The sequence below is a fragment of the Pontibacter saemangeumensis genome (assembly GCF_039541895.1).
Classification (GTDB): Bacteria; Bacteroidota; Bacteroidia; order Cytophagales; family Hymenobacteraceae; genus Pontibacter; species Pontibacter saemangeumensis.
In genome coordinates, this window is sequence record NZ_BAABHC010000004.1 from 273,065 (window position 1) to 290,160 (window position 17,096).

Sequence of the window (17,096 nt, forward strand, 5' to 3'; positions counted from 1 at the left end):
TAATTTGGCGATTACCAGTGAGCGGCGTTTAATCCGCTATTTTGGCTTCCAGTTCCTCCACTTCCAGCATCAGTTCTTCCCACTTCTCCTGGGTGGTGCTGATCTTTTTCTGAACAGCCTCGAACTGCTGCGTTACTTCCTGCAGTTTCTCTATATCCCCGTAGACCTGGGGGTCAGCCAACTGCTTCTCGTAAGCGGCGCGCTCCAGCTCCAGTTTCTGTACCTGGTTCTCTGCCTCGCTCAGTTGCCTGTTTACCTGCTTCAGCTGATTCGTAAGCTGCGCGAAGTCGCTTTTCTCGCGATGTGGTTTCGGCTTTTCCTCCTGCTTCGTTTCCGGCACTGCCGCCACGGCCTTTTTGTTATCCTTTTCCCGCTTCTCCATCCACGCCTCGTATTCGTGGTAGGTGCCTGGGTAGGTTTTCAATTCGTAATCCTCTATATACCAGATTTTAGTCGCCACGTTCTCCACAAAGAAACGATCGTGGGAGATGATGACGAAGGTGCCCTCGTACTGCTCCAGCGCCTGTATGAGAATGTTCACCGACTGCATATCGAGGTGGTTCGTCGGCTCGTCGAGCATCAGGAAATTTGCCTCTGAAATCAGCGTTTTGGCCAGCGCCACCCGGCTCTTCTCCCCTCCCGACAGCACTTTTATCTTCTTGAACACAGAGTCGCCGGTAAACAGGAACGAACCCAGCAAGGTGCGGAGTTCCACCTCCGACTTCTTGGATCCCGCCTGCTGGAGTTCCTGCAGTATCTCGTTTTCCACGTTCAGTGACTCCAACTGGTGCTGCGCATAGAAAGACATGATTACGTTATGGCCCAACTCCCGCTTGCCCTTGATCGGCTCTGTGCCGGCGATTATGCGCAGCAGCGTTGACTTTCCTTTTCCGTTTGCTCCCAGCAGCGCAATCTTGTCACCGCGCTCGATGTGCACGTTCGTGTTCTTGAATATAACCTTGTCGCCAAAGCTCTTGCTCATATGCTCGAGCCGGAATATATGGCGGCCGGGCTGGGTATTAAATTTAAAGCTAAAATTCACCTTGGCTGCGTCCGGGGCCACATCCTCTATGCGCTCCATGCGGTCCAGCTGCTTCATGCGGCTCTGAGCCTGCTTTGCCTTTGTCGCTTTGGCTTTGAATCGCTCGATAAAACGCTCAGCCTGGCGTATCTGCGACTGCTGGTTCTCAAAGGCGCCTTTCTGTATCTCGTTCCGCAGCACCTTCTCTTCCATATAGAAGCTGTAGTTGCCGGGGTACAGGTTCAGCTTGCTGTTCGAAACCTCTACCGTGATGTTGGTGGTCCGGTCCAGAAACTCCCGGTCGTGCGACACGATCACCACCGCACCCTCAAATCGCTCCAGGTAAGACTCCAGCCATTTAATGGAAGGAAGGTCGAGGTGGTTGGTGGGCTCATCGAGCAACAGCAGCGAGGGCTTTTGCAGCAGGATCTTGGCCAGCATCACGCGCATGCGCCAGCCACCTGAGAAAGTAGCCAACGGCTGCTTCAGCTCTTCCGTCGTAAAGCCAAGCCCTTCCAGGATTGCTTCGGCGTTGGCCTGCATTGTGTAGCCGCCGAGCGCCTCAAAGCGCTCCTGCAGGTGCGCGAGCTTGTCCACCAGGTTATCATGAAAGTTGTTCTCGAACTCCACAAGCACCTGGTCAATCTCGTGCTGCAGGCTCATCGCCTCCTCAAAGGCCTGCATGGCGACCGAAAGGATGCTTTCGTGCGTTTCGTAGCTCAGCAAGTCCTGGTTCAGGAAACCGATGGTGGTTTCCTTGCTCATCTGGATGCTTCCGCCATCGGGTTTGTACTCCCCCACGATGATGCGCAGCAAGGTTGATTTTCCCGTGCCGTTCAACCCGATAAGCCCAATTTTATCTTTCGGTTTGATGTGCAGGTTGGCGTCCTCGTACATGGGGCGGCTGCCAAAATGGAAATTGAGGTTGTTGATCGAAATCATGTGCTAGCTTCTACTGAAACCACAAAGGTACTTAAATTTGTGCGTCTGTTAAAAACACTTCGCAAAGCCAGATGGTGCCCCAAGGTTCTGTAGCAGGAATTGTGCCGCCAGCACGTGCAGGCTGGTATACCTAATCTTGGCACTTTGAATAGCCCAAAGCAGCTATATACATACCCATGGCTTACCACAACTAAAATTTACAGAAGCAGTACCATATAGAATGCTATATAGCTGCTGCTTCCTGCTTAATTGGTTTATGCACTTAACAACAAATATTGAGGCGCATTTCATATCTTTGGCCATAGCGCAAGCCTTTTTGCCTACAGCTGAAATGTACTAAAAGCTATACCCTATGATTGCGATTGCTTCGCTTTTAGACCTGACTGCGACGGAGCGTGTGACAGATCTCACGAATAAGCTTGAGAAAAAGTTTGGCCTGAGCGGTGTTAAAATTACGCCATACCCCCATCTGACGGCGCTCACGGCCGAAATACCGGACATGGAAGAATTTAAAGAGTACCTGGAACTGACGTGCCTGGAAACACGCAAAATTACTGTCCGCACCACCGGCCTCGGGATTTTCCCCGGCCAAAATCCGGTCATTTTCATTCCTGTGCTCCGCACGCCCCCCCTAAACGACCTGCATGGCCGCCTGCACCGCGATGTGGCTGAGATGAGTACCGAGATGGGTGTGTTCTACAACCCAAACCTATGGCTGCCGCACATTAGCCTGGCTCTCGGCGATACTACCCCCGAAATACTCGGCCCTGTTCTGTCTTTCCTCTGCGATTATAATTTTAACTGGGAGATAACTTTAGACAACCTCACCATTCTGCAAAAATGCGGGGATTATTTCCTGAAAGACGAGGAATATCACTTCGGGAGAAGAGAGTTAATCAGCTAATTTGACTTCATTGGTTTTGGCCATATAGGCTGGTGTAGCCGGTTGCGTCATAGAGGAGGCTTCCTTCTTGTGTGTATGTGGCACTAAAGTCTTGGGATTGTTCTTGGATAGTAAACAAGGAAAAGTCATTAATTGGGTCAGTTCGTATCCTACAGATGCTTTACCCGACTTTATCTTTTCCCTTCCCCATTCTGGTGCATTGGGCAGTTCTTTAGTAGTCTACAAAAAAGGCTTATAGTTTCCTTTTTAAACTCGTCTATATATAAGCAAGGGGGCTGCAAAATTTGCAGCCCCCTTGCTTATATATAGAAGATGCCCGAGGTTTTACATATCCAGCACAATTGCAAAGATAAGGGGTGCTACAATAGTCGCATCCGATTCGATCATATACTTTGGCGTGTCCTTGCCTAACTTACCCCACGTGATTTTTTCGTTCGGCACTGCTCCTGAATAGGAGCCGTAGCTAGTAGTCGAATCTGAAATCTGGGCGAAGTAGCCCCAAAGCGGAACCCCGTCGCGCTGCAAATCCTGATGCAGCATCGGTACCACGCAAATCGGGAAGTCTCCTGCGATGCCACCGCCTATCTGGAAAAAACCGATGGTGGATTCTTCTTTCGCCGTTTGAGTATACCACTCGGCAAGCTCCATCATATACTGAATACCCGTTTTCATGGTATGCACATTTTTGATGTCGCCGCTGATCACGTGCCCGGCATAGATGTTGCCCAAAGTAGAGTCCTCCCAACCCGGGCATATGATCGGTAGGTTCTTCTTGGCCGCCTCCAGCATCCAGCTATGCTTCGGATCGATCTGGTAATACTGCTCTAACTCCCCGGACAGCAGAATCTGGTAGAAGAACTCATGGGGGAAGTAGGACTCCCCGGCTTTATCCGCTTTTTCCCAGTATTTCAGTACCACATGCTCCAGACGGCGCATGGCTTCCTCCTCCGGGATACACGTATCCGTTACGCGGTTCAGGTGGCGGCTCAGGAGGGCTTCTTCATCGGCGGCCGAAAGCTCCCGGTAGTGCGGCACCCGCTCATAGAAATCATGTGCCACCAAGTTGAAAATGTCTTCTTCGAGGTTTGCGCCGGTACAGGAGATCGCCTGGATTTTATCTTGTCGGATCATCTCGGCCAGGATGATTCCTAACTCCGCGGTGGACATGGCCCCTGCCAGTGTCACCAGCATCTTGCCACCATTGTTCAGGTGTGTCTTATATCCTTCTGCAGCATCTATCAGAGAGGCCGCGTTAAAATGCTTATAGTGTTTCTTTAGAAAATCTGTTACCTGCATAGTTGATTATTTTGTTCTACCGCCTCCCTATAATGTAGTTTGGCCCGGCAATTTATGAAATAATTACTGAGTTATGCTTTACGTTATATAGTCAGCCCCTGTTCGAAGCAAGGGTAAACACTCAAAGCTCATAAAGCCTGATGTGCCTTTGGAAGCTGCGTTTTAAAGAAAAAGCTTGCAAAGGAAGCTCAGCAGATTAGATGACTGACTGTTGATTAGAAGTTAAAGCGGCTTCTCTATTACCAGGTTGTGGTTGGTGTAGATACAGATATCGGCGGCAATGTTAAGCGCCTCACGCACCATTTCTTCCGCAGACAGCTGTGGCGCGTGCTTCTTCAGGGCTAAGGCGGCCGCGTGGGCGTACATGCTTCCGGATCCGATGGCGGCAATCTGGTTATCGGGTTCCAATACATCCCCGGTACCGGATATAATCAACAGTTCATTCTTACTGGCCACCACCATCATCGCTTCCAGTTTGCGCAGGTACTGGTCTTTTCGCCAGTCTTTGGCCAACTCGATGGCAGCCCGCTTCATGTTGTTCTGGTAAGCGCCCAGTTTCTCCTCGAAACGCTCTAAAAGGGTAAACGCATCTGCGGTTGACCCTGCAAACCCTGTCACGATCTTGCCGTCAAGCAGCTTCCTGATCTTTTTTACGTTGCTCTTGGCAATATGCTTGTCCATCGTGGCCTGACCGTCGGCTCCTATAGCCACTTCGCCGTTATGGTATATCCCTACTACTGTCGTGGATCTTATCTTCGTCATAGTTCATTAATTTAGTTTCTCCTTACACAAAGAAAAAGCCAGAGGTCGTGACTGTGCCAAAATGGCTGTGTTCACATCGGTGTAAAGCTATTCTTAGGGATGGAGCTATAATGGTATAGTGTAGTTTACTTTCTCCTTGCGCGTTAGACTTTCATTTATATCCGATTGTTAGCTGTAAAAGTACTGCCATATATACATATAGAGGCAGCCGGAAATGAAAGCTGAAGCAGCTGATAGCGTAAAGCTATTCTTTCAGGATATACCATTCTATACCGGTGAGTTGTTTGCGCCTTCCCATGTCCTCGGGTGCGTAGTTCTTTGCCAGGTAGTCGAGGATCGGCTTCTCATTGCTGCCCAGGTCCCAAAGGCCCTGCGTCTGCTGCATCCACCGGATCGTGGAAAGCCAGCCTTCTCGGGAAGCGCGCTTGTCCTTCACCAGGTCGAGGGAGTGGCAGCTGCTGCAGTTATTTTGGATCAGCAGGTATCCCTCATCCGCAATCAATCCAGTAGGCACATGAACACCGTTAATAACCTGGCTGTCAGCAACGGAGCTTCCTGTTACTGGGTTCCCGTTCATAGCTACTGCGCTTTCTCGCTCGCGTTCTTCCTGGCGCTGTTCGCGAGTGTCGGATTGAGACTGGCAGCCAGCGCCAAGGAGAAGCGGGAAGCTCAGCAGAAACGGCAGAACAAGAATTTTTATTCTGCTCCCGATAGCCTTGAGAGTTCCTGCACGAACAACCATATATAGCTTTCTTATATTTAAACCAAAACCAGCAGCTTGATCTATTGGCAGCGGAGCGGGCCTCACCTCTTCCTTAATCATAATAAATCAAGCTACCTGCACTGCGATTCGATGGCAGGCATTATTTAAATAGCCGCCGGGGTTCCAGGCTGGTACAACCATGGGCTGCATCTTACCCAGTGAGTCGGTTGCGCGGGCCCAGATCTCATAGTATCCCGCAGAAGGAAACGTTACCTTCGTACTCCAGTCCTGCCAGGCCAGGCGGTTAACGGGTTTTTCCAGTTTGCAAAGCTGCCATGTAGCGCCGAAGTCAGTAGAGACATGCATTTCCTTCACCTCCAGGTCACCGGCCCATGCATGGCCACGCAGGTTAAGTGTTTTTTTATTTTGCAGAATGGCGCCCGTTTTCGGGTACGAGATGAGCGAACGCACCGGCATCGACTCTATAATTTTCATGTCTTTATCTGCCGGAGCAGGCGCACCGGGCGCAATAGGCTGTGCCGGCACCATATAGCTGCCATGCGTCATTTTGGGGCCATCATGCACCTTATTCCGGATCACGAGGCGGTTTACCCATTTACCGCTTGCAGAGGCGGGCCAGCCACCGAAAACCAGGCGCAGGGGATAGCCGTGTATCAAGGGTATATCTTTCCCGTTCATCGCCCACGCCAGCAACGACTCATTTTCCAGGGCTTTATTTACCGGAACTCCCCTGGAAATCGGCACTTTCTTCGGGTCACCGCTTATATGACGATCTTTGCCGTAGTAGGCCACATATACCGCATCGGGTTTTATGCCAGCTGCCGCCAGCACATCCTTCACCCGCACCCCAGTCCATTGGCAACAGTGAATAGCCCCGTTGCCCCATTGGTTGCCTTTGCCTGGCGGGCTGAACTCTCCCCGCCCGTTCCCGCCGCACTCCAGCTGCAGTTGGTAGGTGTAATGCTTGAAGTTAGATTTTAGCTCGTCCAGTGTGTAAACTTTCCTGTTCACGGCCGACTCTCCATCAATGGTAAGCGTCCAGGTCGCGGCATCTATCTCTTCAGGCACCAGGCCATTGTTCCGGATGAAAGCATGCGCAGTGGAGGTTACAGGGGCATCGAGCAAGTGCGGCGGCGTGTCCACATTCCAGGGGCGGTCGCTGAGCACGACTAAATCAGGGTGCTTGCCTTTCATCTGGAAGCCGTCAGGTTTTAAAGCGCCTGCCTTGGCTGCGGCCTGAAGCGTCTCTGCACTCATGGCGCTTCTCCCAAAAGCCAGACTCAACGTGAACAGCACCCCCCTTGCCATGAAAGCACGCCTGCCTGTTGAGCCGGCAGCTTTGCCTGCCGGTGTTCCTGCTTGTTCTGTCTGTTGTTGTTGATTATCCATAATGGGTGATCGTGCTCCCGAAGAGCTGCAATGATTCTAAAGTAAAGCTCCGTAAAATATAAAGCTAATTCGTGAGAAGCGGAAACAAGCATCTGTTTTATATAGCATCACGCACCGCAGTCCGTAAAGCTGAACACGCCCAAGTAAGCTATATATAAATTCTACGCTTATATATCCCGCTTAAGCCGCATGCTCATATTCAGCCAGGTACGCTTTCATTTCCTTAATCTTTCCCCGGTAGCGCCTGATAATAAGGTATACCATCGCCCCTGAAAACAAAATGGCCAACGGTAACCCGATGAGCACGCCCGTGTCGTCCAGGTCCTGTAGCCCCTTGCCGTAAAAGAACCTGCCGATGAAAATTACACCGACGAAAAATGCCACGACAAATATCACCTCCGTCCGGTAATTCCGCTGTAGCATTAGTAAAAGCTGCTCCATGCGCTCCTTTATATGGTCACTGAGCTGCAGGTGGTTGATGTTCTTTAGTTTCTGCCAGTAAAAAATAAGTAGTACCACGTAAAAGAACATAGCCTTCACGAAGCCGTTGATCGACCCCGGATAGGTAAAGCCATCGGTGAGGATGGGATGCACCAGCACGAAGAGCAGCATCCCGCCCAGCATAATGCTGATAATTTTCTCGTACTTCCGCTTCAGGGAAGTGACCATATCCTCTGTTCTGCTGTTCAAAATCTGTTGAAGCTGTTCCATTGTTTTATAGGGTAAGTGAGCATTGTTTTCCGTCTCGCGCTGCCATGTAGCCTTTAAGTCATCTAGTTCCATATACTCAAGGGTTAAGGGTTTCTTTTAATTTCTTTTTGATTCTGTTGATCTTCACACCAATATTCGACTCTGACATCTCCATGATTTCTGCCATTTCGCGGTAGCTTTTTTCATCCAGGTAAAGCATCACCAGGGCCTTGTCCAGCTTATTCAGTGCGTTAATGGCCTTTTGCAGTTCCTGATCGTATTCCACGTCAAGCCGGTTGGCTGCTGGCTCCGAGAAGTTCAGGTGCTGCAGTTTTAGTGGCTGCCATTTCACGCTGTGGCTGCTCCTGCGGAGGCTGGTGATGGCCGTGTTCAGCGCCAGGCGGTACATCCAGGTAGTCACTTTTGCCTCGTGCCGGAAGCCGGGGTAAGAACGCCACAGTTGCAGCACGATCTCCTGGAAGAGATCCTCCGCTTCATCGCGGTTGTTGCCGTACATCCTGCAGATCTTCAGCAGGATGCCCTGGTGCCGGGAGACGATTTGTAAGAATTCTTTTTCCAATTGATGGGGGGACTTTATATAGTAGTCGCGGCGGACACCAATAACTTACAGTGATTTTGTAAAATTATCCTACACGCTCATAATGCTTGAGAGGCTTTGAAAATAGAAAAGCCTCTCCGTTTCCGAAGAGGCTTTTCTGTGCTATAGGATGTAAGGTAGTTACACCAATATCCTAACCGGGTTCTCCAACAGGTTCTTAAAGGTTTGTAGGAAAGCAGACCCTACCGCACCATCCACTACACGGTGGTCGCAGGAGAGTGTTACTTTCATGACGTTACCAATCCTGATTTCACCATTTTTCACCACTGGCGTCTGCTTGATGCCGCCCACTGCCATGATACAAGCGTCCGGCGGGTTGATGATGGCGGTGAACTCCTCGATGCCGAACATGCCCAGGTTAGAGATGGTAAAGGTGCTTCCCTCCCAGTCGGATGGCTGCAGCTTTTTGCTCTTCGCTCTAGCCCCGAAGTCTTTTACCTCGGCAGAGATGGCAGAAAGCGATTTGAAATCCGCATTGCGTACCACCGGCACCAAAAGGCCTTCTTCCACCGCTACTGCCACTCCTATATTGATGTTTTTGTTATAACGGATCTTATCGCCTAACCACGAGGTGTTCACAGCCGGGTGCTGGCGAAGCGCAGCGGCAGCCGCTTTGATCACAAGGTCATTAAAGGATACCTTCACCGGTGACACCTCGTTCATGCTCACCCGCGCCTCCATGGCTCTGTCCATGTCAATCTCCATGGTGAGGTAGAAATGCGGTGCAGTGAAAAGGCTTTCGGACAGGCGACGCGCAATCACCTTGCGCATCTGCGATACGTTCACTTCCTCATAGGCTTCTGAAGGAAGGCCAGGGATAGCGGCAGCCGGGGCAGCCTGCGGGGCAGCTGTTTTAGTAGCCGCCTGTTGCTGCGGTGCCGCGGTAGAAGGTGTAAAGTTCTCGATGTCGCGCAGCACGATGCGGCCACCCTCACCAGAGCCTTTTATCTGTGATAGGTTGTAGCCTTTGTCCTGTGCCACTTTCTTTGCCAATGGCGATGCTTTGATACGGCCGTCTTCAGACGTTGCAGCTGCGCCATTGGCGGCGGCCTCCGCCCCAGGAACTTTCTCCTCTTCTACTTCCTGAGAGGTTACGGCTTCTACGCCAGCCTCGATGGCCTCATCTGTCTGTGCATTCTCCTCGCGTGGCTGATTGTTGGAGGAGGCGGCATCCAGCAAGGCTTTATAGTTTGCGCCTTCTTCCCCGATGATGGCGATGATGGCGTCTACGGCTACTGATTCACCTTCTTTCACACCGAGGTAAAGCAGCGTGCCGTCCTCATAGGATTCCAGCTCCATGGTCGCTTTGTCAGTTTCCACTTCCGCCAGTATATCCCCGGACTTCACTTTGTCTCCCTGTTTTTTCAGCCAGCTCACGAGCACACCTTCTGTCATGGTGTCACTCATTTTTGGCATGCGGATGATGTTCGCCTTGATGTTGCTTACATCCACAGCCGGTTTGGCAGGGGCTTCTTCTCTGGCGGCGGCAGGCTTGGTTTCCACCGGCTTCTCTTCCTGTGGCTTATCTTCCTTCGTTTCGGCTTTGGCAGCCGGTTCAGCCTTGGCAGCGGGCTGTCCGCCACCTTTCAGCTCCTCCAGCAACCCTTTTATATCTTCCCCTTCCTTCCCAAGGATTGCGATCACGGCATCCACTGGTACAGAATCCCCCTTCTTCGGACCGATGTATAAAAGTGTTCCATCTTCGTAAGATTCCAGCTCCATTGTCGCCTTATCGGTTTCCACCTCGGCCAGGATATCGCCGGAGCTCACCTTATCGCCTTCTTTCTTCAGCCAAGATGCAATCACCCCCTCAGTCATCGTGTCGCTCATCTTGGGCATTCTTATAACTTCAGCCATATATTTCGTCTTATATTATTCGCCCAATTGGTCTTTATATTATCAGCCCAAATTTAGTTTTAAAAATATTTTATTCAAACTATATGCTTCTTATTTGTTAGCAGGCCTCATTATGGCAAAAGTTCTTCCTGCGCCTCCTGCAGGTGCGTCACATCGCAGTACTTCTTCACAGTGAATATGCTGCCGGTATAATCGAGCTGGTAGAGGCACAGGTTCAGGTGCTCGAACTCGTCCATGCAGCGAAGCGGGTAATGTAGCAGGTTGCACAGCAGGACACGCATTGCGCGGCCGTGCATGCAGATCAGCACGGTTTCCTCCTCAGGCCGGCTCAGGAGCAGGTCTATAAACGGCCTTTGTCTTGCAGCCACCAGCTCCGGGCTCTCCCCTCCTTCTATGCATACCCCGCAGTTGCCGTTTCGCCAGGTCTGCAAAATATCATAATAGTATTTGTCCTCCTCCGGCGTCATGCGTGTGCCTTCGCGGGTGCCCCAGTGGATCTCGTTCAGGCCGGCGTGCTGCTCGTGCGGCAGCCCCAGGTCCAGGAAGCCCTGTACCGACTGAATGCTGCGCTGTAGGGTGGAGGTATATACTTTATCGAACGGCACATCCTTGTAATGCTCATAAAACAACTGGGCCTGCCGCCAGCCGGTGGCGTTTAGGGAGGAGTTGATGCCGCTGCCCTGCACGATGCTCTGCAGGTTGTAATCGGTTTGCCCGTGTCGGATAAGGTATACTTTCTTGTTACTCAAAATTCTTCTACTTTTGCTGTTTTACTTCAATTTAGCCCTAATTTAGGCATCTATGTCTGTACAGAAAAATATAACTACGTTAGAACAGGTAAAACAGTGGTGCCAGAACACCATGATTGACTATTTAGGGATAGAAATAACAGAGGTTGGCAAGGATTATGTATGTGGCAAAATGCCTGTCGACAAGCGCACCCACCAACCCATGGGGCTGCTGCACGGGGGCGCCTCCGTCGTGCTGGCAGAGTCGCTGGCGAGCATGGGGGCCGCCCTTCAGGTTGATCTAACAAAGAAGGATTGTATTGGTTTAGAAATCAATGCGAACCATATCCGCAGCGTGCGCGAGGGCTGGGTATATGCCAGGGCCACCGCCTTGCATGCCGGGCGCAGCACACAGGTATGGGAAACTAGGATTACCACTGAGCCTGGTGACCTGGTGTGCATCTGTCGCATGACTGTGGCTATCATAGATAAAAAATAAACAATGCATACAGAAGAGGCTATTTATTCTTCAGGACATATAAATATGGGGTTTCCCCCGCAAAGCAGTTCGTTAGATCGTATTTTCAAAACAGCTATATCTCAGAATTTATCCATTGCTGTCTGGCGGTTGCCCGATTCCGGAGAGGTGGAGGCCTGCATCGCGCTGCGGCCAAATGCGGTGGTGCCGCAGCCTGACCTGGAGCAGAGCCCCTTTGGTTTTTTATTTTGTCCGTTTGCGGAGCAGGGGAAGCACCAGAAACTTTTCCTCAAAGCCGACCTCCACTATAATGCTGCGTCAGGCATTCTCAGCGCCGCACCTGAAACACCCGCGGCAGTGGTAAAAGCTTTCCGTGCAGCCATGGAAGCGGAACCGGAGAACAACTGGCATATCTCCGCCCCTGCTGCGCAGCACGTTTACCAGCAGGAAAAATGCTTTACCGGCGCTGTTGTTAAAGCAATAGAGGCCATCCGGGCCGGCGAAATGGAGAAGGTGGTGCTGTCCCGCGACATTGGAGAGCAGCTTCCAGCCGGATTTAGTCCGGTTGCTGCGCTGGAGGCCATGGAGCAGGAATATCCCAGGGCCTTTGTTTCGCTGGTTTCCATTCCGGGCGTCGGGACGTGGATGGGCGCCTCCCCGGAGATACTGGTGAGCGTGAACGAGGAAAAAGTATTCCACACGGTGGCGCTGGCGGGCACACAGCCGGCAGCAGCCGGTGAGTCGGTGGCGACGGCCATCTGGCGGCAGAAAGAGATTGAGGAGCAGGCCATGGTAGAGCGCTATGTCTTGAAAAGCTTTAAGGCGCTGCGCATGCGTGATTATACCGAAGTGGGTCCACGCACTATCATTGCCGGCAACCTGATGCACCTGCGAACCGATTTCAGGGTAGACCTGAAGGAAGTGGATTTCCCGACGCTGGCCTCCGATATGCTGCAGTTGCTGCATCCCACGTCAGCTGTATGCGGCCTGCCGAAAGATCCGGCCCTGCAGTTCATCCTGGAGAACGAAGGGTTTGACCGCAGTTACTACAGCGGCTTCCTGGGCCCTGTCAATAGCACCTCCGGCACGCACCTGTACGTGAACCTGCGCTGCATGGAGTTGCTGGAGGAAAAAGCGATTCTATTTGCCGGTGCTGGCATCACGGCCGAATCAAATCCCCAAAAAGAGTGGCTGGAAACGCAGCACAAAATGCAAACAATGCGACGGATTCTGGCTCAATTTTGATATTCGCTGTAGGTTTTAGGTTGTTCTTTTTCCTATATGTAAATCAAAAGAGCGCCTCTCAGTTAGCTATTTTTGGATAGACTACCTTATTCCCGCAGGATTTATATATAGAAATGAGTTATGAATATATAACGAACAACAACTCTTAAAATCGAAAAACGAACAACGATAAAGGACACCACATGCTCATTCAACCTGTTGTTAACATAGCCGATATTTGTGCCCGCAAGGGAGTGGAGCAGGTGGTGCTGTCACCCGGATCGCGCTGCGCCCCACTTACCATTGCCTTTGCCCGGCACCCGAAGCTGACTGTACGCACAGTGAGCGACGAGCGATCCGCAGCCTTTATCGCTTTGGGTATGGCCATGACAACAGGAAAGCCTACAGTGCTGGTGTGTACTTCCGGCACAGCCGCACTTAACTATGCGCCTGCTGTGGCAGAGGCTTATTTTCAGCAGGTACCGCTGCTGGTGCTCACCGCTGACCGGCCACCGGAATGGATAGACCAGCTGGACGGGCAAACTATTCGGCAACAGGAGGTATATGGCCGGCATATAAAGCAGAGCTATACCTTCCCAGTGGATATAGCTCACCCGGATGCGGTGTGGCACAGCGCGCGCTTGGTGTCGGAAGCGCTGAATGAGGCGGTCGCTTTTCCAGCTGGGCCTGTGCACATTAATATTCCGCTGCGGGAGCCTTTCTACCCTGCTCTGGGTGAAACTGTTACTTACAGCGACAGCATCAAGGTGATTGAAGAAGAACAACCTATATATACCTTAAGTGACCTGCAGGCCCAGCGTTTCGTTCAGGAATTACAGGCATACAAGCGCATACTGATAGTAGCGGGCCAACATCAACTTGATATGGAGCTGGTGCGAACGCTGGAAAATTTTGCTCAAGCCACCAGTGCTGTAGTGGTGGGCGACATCATCAGTAATGTGCAGCAGAGTCCCGGGACGGTGCGGCATCAGGATGTTATTTTCTCCTGCACGAATGAGGAACGACTAGCGAAGTTGCAGCCAGACCTGCTGCTGACATTCGGGAAATCCGTCATTTCCAAGAGCCTGAAATTATACCTCCGGAAATACAAACCAAAAGCACACTGGCACCTGCAGCAGGCCGGGCAGGTAGCTGATACCTTTCAGTCCCTGTCAAAGATCATCCGCTGTGCTCCTTCAGAATTCTTCAAAGCTGTCACAAAAGACCCAAGCCCCTCCAACACTTTCACCAATGCATGGAAGTATATGGATGAGAAGGCTGGCAGATTTCTTACGGACTATACAGGCAGCGCAGCATTCAGCGAGCTCGCTGTGGTGGGGCGGGTGCTGGCGGAATTGCCGCAACAAAGCAACCTGCACCTGGCCAACAGCATGTCTGTGCGTTACGCCAATATCCTGGCGCTGCAGCCGGAGCAACAGGTAGCCGTTTATGCTAACCGGGGCACCAGTGGCATAGACGGCAGCACCAGCACTGCCGTCGGCTGCGCGCTTACCAGTAAGGGCATCACCACGCTCCTGACCGGTGACCTCGCCTTTTTCTATGACCGTAACGGGCTGTGGCACAACTATCTCCCGGAAAACCTCCGGATCGTGCTGCTCAACAACCACGCGGGCGGAATTTTTCGGTTAATAGACGGACCGAAGCAGCAGCCGGAGCTGGCACCGTACTTTGAAACGCACCAGGCGCTCGACGCACAAAATACGGCCCGAGACTTTAAGATGGATTACGCTGCCGTCCGTAGCCTGCACGAACTAGAAAAGGTGCTTCCTGTTTTCTTCTCTTCTGCGGCCGGGCCGGGTATACTGGAAATTTTCACTGACAGCGTAGCAAATGCAGAAGCTTTTGCAGCATATAAGCAGGCTGCACGCGAGGCAGTTTCACTTTGAGAGGTTCCCTCCTCCATTCTTTTGGTAAACTAGCAGTACCGTTGAGCATTAATAGCTGCTTCACTTTGTGGCTTTTTTTATAAGCGTGGACTTATATATTTTACAAAGTTTTTGACCGCATATAAAAGCAATTAACCGCTCAAAAACTGTCATGTCTTACCTGAAAATCGTACATTCATATATATAGCATTCGTTTAAACTAAGCCTATAGATATGAACGTAGCACATGATATGCAGCACTCAGGGCGCGTAAACAGTGCCAGCAACCCCGTCTGGATGGATGGCTTGCGCATCCTGCTGGGTCTTTTCCTTTTTTTGAAGGGGATTATGTTTCTGGAGCACACCAGCGACGTGTTTTATATATTAAGCTCGAGCCAGGACATCCTCTCGCTAGAGAGAGCAACCATCCTCACCAGCGTCGTCCATATAGTAGGTGGGCTGATGATTGCGTTTGGCTGCCTGACGCGCCTCGCGCTGCTTTGCCAGTTTCCAATCCTGATCGGGGCAGTGCTGATTGTAAACCCGCAACGGGGGGTGCATGTGGGTAATACCGAGTTATGGCTCTCTATTATTGTAACTGGCCTGCTCCTGTTCTTCATGATCGTGGGGCCGGGGCGTTATTCCGTTGATAACAAAATCCTGCGGCAGAAGCATCCGGATCAACCTTCCTGAAAAGGCAATGTGACTGTTTAACAGCCTGCAGCCGCACGTACCCTTACAGGTAAGAGCGGCTGCGTTTTTATTTTAGCGCCATCTATAGATCAACTTTCTTTTAACCCATTCCCTAATATGAGGGTATCTGGATTCTTCTATAATAATTTCCCCATATACCTGCACCTATCCTATTAATATTCGTTTAAAATATTAAATTTCAGTCTATTACTTAAACTATACAGCCATGAACCTGTCACAAAACATGAACCAAATGGAACGTTGGGCAGATACCCACCATCCGATATGGCTCGATTTCCTTCGCATTGGGCTAGGTATTTTCCTCTTCATCAAAGGAGTCATGTTCATCCAGGACACAAGCGCCTTGATGGCCATCCTTCGAAAGAGCGAGTTCCCTTGGGTATCGGTGGGATTAGCCCATTACGTAGCCATGGTGCACCTGGCGGGTGGCGCCATGATTGCAATGGGATTGAAAACCAGGGCTGCGATACTTTTCCAGTTGCCTATCCTGATTGGGGCGGTATTCTTCGTGAATCCGGATAGGGGTTTTTACTCTGAAAACACAGAATTGTGGTCTTCCATCATTGTGCTGCTGCTGCTGGTCTTTTTCCTGATTTTTGGCTCAGGCCGCTTTTCAGTGGACCACGCCATCCACAGATCAGAGAAAGACTGGCTCTATTAACACGATGTTTCCCCTTCTTTTCTTGAAACAGCGCCATTTTTGGTGCTGCATATTACTTTGTTGCTGTATTTTTTTGGTGCCGTAACAAGCTGGTTGGTGGCATATCGATTTTTTCAGTTATATCTGCGTTTAAAAGGCGCAGCTGCCTTTAAACAATTGGCGCAAAGTCGTACTTTTACATGTAGATGCGGAGCACGCGTAAGGCTGCTATCGCCTGTTTTATACTGAAACAATTATACATGGAAAGCAAATACAACTGGACTACCCTCAAAGAGTATAAGGAAATTCTTTTCCAATTCTACAACGGCATCGCCAAAATCAGCATTAACAGGCCTGAGGTCCACAATGCCTTCACACCGCTCACGGTAACGGAGATGAGCGAGGCCATGGAACTGGCCCGCCAAAACCCGGACGTGGGCGTAGTGATCCTAACTGGCGAAGGGGGGAATGCCTTCTGCAGCGGGGGTGATCAGAGCGTGCGGGGGCATGGCGGGTATATAGGCGAAGATGCAGTGCCACGCCTGAACGTGCTGGACCTGCAGATGCAGATCCGTCGCATCCCGAAGCCTGTGGTGGCCATGGTGGCTGGCTGGGCGATTGGCGGCGGGCATGTGCTGCACGTGGTGTGCGACCTGACCATCGCCGCTGTAAATGCTCGTTTCGGCCAGACCGGCCCCAAAGTAGGGTCTTTCGACGGCGGTTTCGGGGCCTCCTACCTGGCACGTGTCGTTGGCCAGAAAAAAGCCCGCGAAATATGGTTTCTTTGCGACCAATACGATGCACAGGAAGCACATGAGATGGGGCTGGTGAACAAGGTGGTTCCGCTCGATCGGCTGGAGGAAACAACAATTGCCTGGTGCGAGAAAATGCTGGAGCGTAGCCCTTTGGCCCTTCGTATGTTAAAGGCCTCCTTCAATGCAGAACTTGATGGGCAGGCAGGGATCCAGCAGCTGGCCGGTGATGCGACGCTGCTGTATTACCTTTCTGACGAGGCGAAAGAAGGCAAAGACGCATTTCTCGAGAAGCGCAAGCCGGACTTTTCTAAATACCCAAAATTTCCTTAACCAAAGTCAACCAGAATAGACTATCCTATATATAACTGCTTTAAGGCTAAGGGTTATATGTGCTTATAAAGCAGGCAAAGTGTAAGACACGCTTGCCTGCTTTTTTTTAAGGTGAAGCTGCATACAGGTAAATATTT

At 51.1% G+C, this 17,096-nt stretch carries 16 protein-coding genes; 7 read left to right on the top strand and 9 right to left on the bottom strand.

What is annotated here, in order from left to right; genetic code table 11:
• Positions 1–28: 28 nt before the first annotated feature.
• Complete coding sequence (locus ABD920_RS05790; RefSeq protein ID WP_345157462.1) at positions 29–1,963, bottom strand: ABC-F family ATP-binding cassette domain-containing protein; 1,935 nt, start codon at positions 1,961–1,963, stop codon at positions 29–31.
• A 352-nt stretch (positions 1,964–2,315) separates the two neighbouring features.
• Between ABD920_RS05790 and ABD920_RS05795 the strand changes: the two genes are divergently transcribed.
• Entirely contained in the window at positions 2,316–2,867 is a 552-nt protein-coding gene (locus tag ABD920_RS05795) for a 2'-5' RNA ligase family protein (RefSeq protein ID WP_345157464.1), read from the top strand.
• Positions 2,868–3,191: 324 nt separating this feature from the next.
• Here the strand turns inward: ABD920_RS05795 and ABD920_RS05800 are convergent, their stop codons facing one another.
• The 8 genes from ABD920_RS05800 to ABD920_RS05835 form a co-directional block, all read right to left on the bottom strand.
• Entirely contained in the window at positions 3,192–4,163 is a 972-nt protein-coding gene (locus ABD920_RS05800) for a deoxyhypusine synthase family protein (protein ID WP_345157466.1), read from the bottom strand.
• A 222-nt stretch (positions 4,164–4,385) separates the two neighbouring features.
• A complete protein-coding gene (gene hslV / locus ABD920_RS05805; RefSeq protein WP_345157468.1) occupies positions 4,386–4,925 on the bottom strand; it encodes an ATP-dependent protease subunit HslV in 540 nt (179 codons plus the stop codon).
• Positions 4,926–5,169: 244 nt separating this feature from the next.
• On the bottom strand, positions 5,170–5,502 hold the full coding sequence (locus ABD920_RS05810) for a cytochrome C (protein WP_345157470.1): 333 nt from the start codon (positions 5,500–5,502) through the stop codon (positions 5,170–5,172).
• 252 nt (positions 5,503–5,754) lie between these two features.
• Complete coding sequence (locus tag ABD920_RS05815; protein WP_425568553.1) at positions 5,755–7,038, bottom strand: sulfite oxidase; 1,284 nt, start codon at positions 7,036–7,038, stop codon at positions 5,755–5,757.
• 180 nt (positions 7,039–7,218) lie between these two features.
• Positions 7,219–7,749, bottom strand: a complete 531-nt coding sequence (locus ABD920_RS05820) for a hypothetical protein (protein WP_345157472.1) — start codon at positions 7,747–7,749, stop codon at positions 7,219–7,221.
• A 76-nt stretch (positions 7,750–7,825) separates the two neighbouring features.
• The gene (locus tag ABD920_RS05825; protein WP_345157473.1) at positions 7,826–8,308 is read right to left on the bottom strand and encodes an RNA polymerase sigma factor; all 483 of its coding nucleotides are present in this window, start codon (positions 8,306–8,308) and stop codon (positions 7,826–7,828) included.
• Positions 8,309–8,467: 159 nt separating this feature from the next.
• Entirely contained in the window at positions 8,468–10,204 is a 1,737-nt protein-coding gene (locus tag ABD920_RS05830; RefSeq protein ID WP_345157474.1) for a pyruvate dehydrogenase complex dihydrolipoamide acetyltransferase, read from the bottom strand.
• Between the two features lie 110 nt (positions 10,205–10,314).
• Positions 10,315–10,953: a histidine phosphatase family protein gene (locus ABD920_RS05835; RefSeq protein WP_345157475.1), complete on the bottom strand. Its 639-nt coding sequence runs from the start codon at positions 10,951–10,953 to the stop codon at positions 10,315–10,317.
• A 112-nt stretch (positions 10,954–11,065) separates the two neighbouring features.
• On the opposite strand from ABD920_RS05835, the gene ABD920_RS05840 reads away from it, so the two are divergent.
• The 6 genes from ABD920_RS05840 to menB all read left to right on the top strand — a co-directional run bounded on the left by ABD920_RS05840 (position 11,066) and on the right by menB (position 16,959).
• On the top strand, positions 11,066–11,431 hold the full coding sequence (locus ABD920_RS05840; protein WP_345157476.1) for a PaaI family thioesterase: 366 nt from the start codon (positions 11,066–11,068) through the stop codon (positions 11,429–11,431).
• A 129-nt stretch (positions 11,432–11,560) separates the two neighbouring features.
• Positions 11,561–12,655, top strand: coding sequence for a chorismate-binding protein (locus tag ABD920_RS05845; RefSeq protein WP_345157478.1), 1,095 nt, complete (start codon positions 11,561–11,563; stop codon positions 12,653–12,655).
• A gap of 182 nt (positions 12,656–12,837) precedes the next feature.
• Positions 12,838–14,541 (top strand): 2-succinyl-5-enolpyruvyl-6-hydroxy-3-cyclohexene-1-carboxylic-acid synthase, encoded by a 1,704-nt coding sequence (gene menD, locus ABD920_RS05850; protein ID WP_345157479.1) that lies wholly within the window; start codon positions 12,838–12,840, stop codon positions 14,539–14,541.
• Between the two features lie 213 nt (positions 14,542–14,754).
• Positions 14,755–15,213: a DoxX family protein gene (locus ABD920_RS05855; RefSeq protein ID WP_345157480.1), complete on the top strand. Its 459-nt coding sequence runs from the start codon at positions 14,755–14,757 to the stop codon at positions 15,211–15,213.
• 226 nt (positions 15,214–15,439) lie between these two features.
• Positions 15,440–15,895, top strand: coding sequence for a DoxX family protein (locus ABD920_RS05860; RefSeq protein ID WP_345157481.1), 456 nt, complete (start codon positions 15,440–15,442; stop codon positions 15,893–15,895).
• A 239-nt stretch (positions 15,896–16,134) separates the two neighbouring features.
• The gene (gene menB, locus ABD920_RS05865; RefSeq protein ID WP_345157482.1) at positions 16,135–16,959 is read left to right on the top strand and encodes a 1,4-dihydroxy-2-naphthoyl-CoA synthase; all 825 of its coding nucleotides are present in this window, start codon (positions 16,135–16,137) and stop codon (positions 16,957–16,959) included.
• The last annotated feature ends 137 nt before the right edge of the window (positions 16,960–17,096 follow it).